This is a genomic window from Alloyangia mangrovi (assembly GCF_002300555.2).
Lineage (GTDB): Bacteria > Pseudomonadota > Alphaproteobacteria > Rhodobacterales > Rhodobacteraceae > Salipiger > Salipiger mangrovi.
Window position 1 is genome coordinate 1 of record NZ_NTHN02000127.1, and the last position, 1,824, is coordinate 1,824.

The window sequence follows — 1,824 nt, forward strand, 5'->3', positions numbered from 1 at the left end:
CTGGCCCATGCCGCCGGCGCGCCGCTCGACATCACCGTGGCCTCGGATGCCGCGGGCTGGGCCGGGAAGCTGGGCGCCGAGCTGCTGCCCACCGGCTCGCTGCGGCTTGCCGAGCCGGGGCAGGTTTCGGCGCTTCCGGGCTTTGACGAGGGCGCCTGGTGGGTCCAGGACGCCGCCGCGGCGATCCCCGCCAAGCTGCTCGGCGACGTGGCGGGGCTGACCGTGCTCGACATGTGCGCGGCGCCCGGCGGCAAGACCATGCAGCTCGCCGCCGCCGGGGCCGAGGTCACCGCGCTCGATCTGTCGGAAGGCCGCATGGCGCGGATCACCGAGAACCTGCTGCGCACCGGGCTGAAGGCGGTGACCGTGGTCGGCGACGCGCTGGAAGCCGAGGGCAGTTTTGATGCCATCCTGCTCGACGCGCCTTGTTCCGCCACCGGCACCATCCGCCGTCACCCCGACCTGCCGCATGCCAAGCAGGGCGAGGGCATCTCCGAGTTGATCGGCCTGCAGGCGGCGATGATCGACCACGCGCTGGGGCTGCTGAAGCCCGGCGGGCGGCTGGTCTTCTGCACCTGCTCGCTGTTGCCGGACGAGGGCGAGTGCCAGGTCGAAGAGGCGCTGGCGCGCCACGACGGGCTGACCGTGGCACCGCTCGAGGCAGCGTGGATCGAGCCGAAGTGGCGCTCCGAGGAAGGCGGGTTGCGCCTGCGCCCGGACTATTGGCCCGAGCGCGGCGGCATGGATGGTTTCTACGTCGCGGTGCTGCAGAAGCCTGCGGGCTGAGGGGCAGGTCGGGGCTTCTGCGCCACTGATACCGGCCAGCCGTTGCGCGTAGGTCGCAAACCGGGTCGCATGGCATCGCGTTTGCGCGATTCAGGGCCCTTGCCCGGTGACTTGCGCCACCGCGGGGGCTACCCTTGCCGCAAAAGCCCCGAGGCGGGCGGAAGGGCAGGGCATGGTAGATATGGCGAGCTGGTCGGTCACCGCCACGCAGTTTCTCAACCGCGTGCACTCGCGGCTCGCCGCGCGCGCGGGCAGCGCAACCGCCTTCGTCTCGCAGCCCGAGCCGCGCACCACCGGGCAACTCGCCCGAGGCCGTCAGCTCTGCGCCGGCAACCTGATGTTCGCCGGCTACCTCGCCGAGGGCAAGGGCGCGATGATCTGGGACATCGAGGTTGAGGACAGCGCCTGGCAGGATGAGATCCACGCCTTCCGCTGGCTCGACGATCTCGCTGCGGTGGGAGATGCCGAGGCGCGCAAGCTGGCGCAGACCTGGCTGATGGGCTGGATCGCGCGATACGGACGCGGCAGCGGGCCGGGCTGGGTGCCCGAGCTGGCCGGGCGGCGGCTGATCCGCTGGATCCACCATGCGCTTTTCCTGCTGCGCGGCATGAGCGCCGAGGACTCCGCGACCTTCTACCGGGCGCTGGCGGCGCAGACACGCTTTCTCGCCAAACGGCGCGGCGCGGCCTTGCCGGGGCTGCCGCGCTTCGAGGCGCTGACCGGGCTGATCTACGCGGCGCTCTCGCTCGAGGGGATGCGGGCGCATTTCGAGCCGGCGCGGCAGGCGCTGGATCTCGAATGCAGCCGTCAGATCGACGTGACGGGCGGATTGCCGACGCGCAACCCCGAGGATTTGCTGGAAGTCTTCACCTTGCTCACCTGGGCGAGGGCGGCGCTGGAAGAGGCCGATCTCGAGCCGGGCGGCGCGCATCTCAACGCCATCACCCGCATCGCGCCGACGCTGCGCGCGCTGCGCCATGCCGACGGCGGGCTGGCGCGCTTCCACGGCGGCGGCCGCGGGGCCGAGGGGCGGCTCGG

At 72.0% G+C, this 1,824-nt stretch carries 2 protein-coding genes; both read left to right on the forward strand.

What is annotated here, in order from left to right:
- The coding region (locus CLG85_RS27025) for an RsmB/NOP family class I SAM-dependent RNA methyltransferase (protein ID WP_260350380.1) at window positions 1-786 on the forward strand (786 nt) is incomplete at its 5' end.
- A 172-nt stretch (window positions 787-958) separates the two neighbouring features.
- Window positions 959-1,824: heparinase II/III family protein (locus CLG85_RS27030; protein WP_446323479.1), on the forward strand; the 866-nt coding region annotated here is incomplete at its 3' end.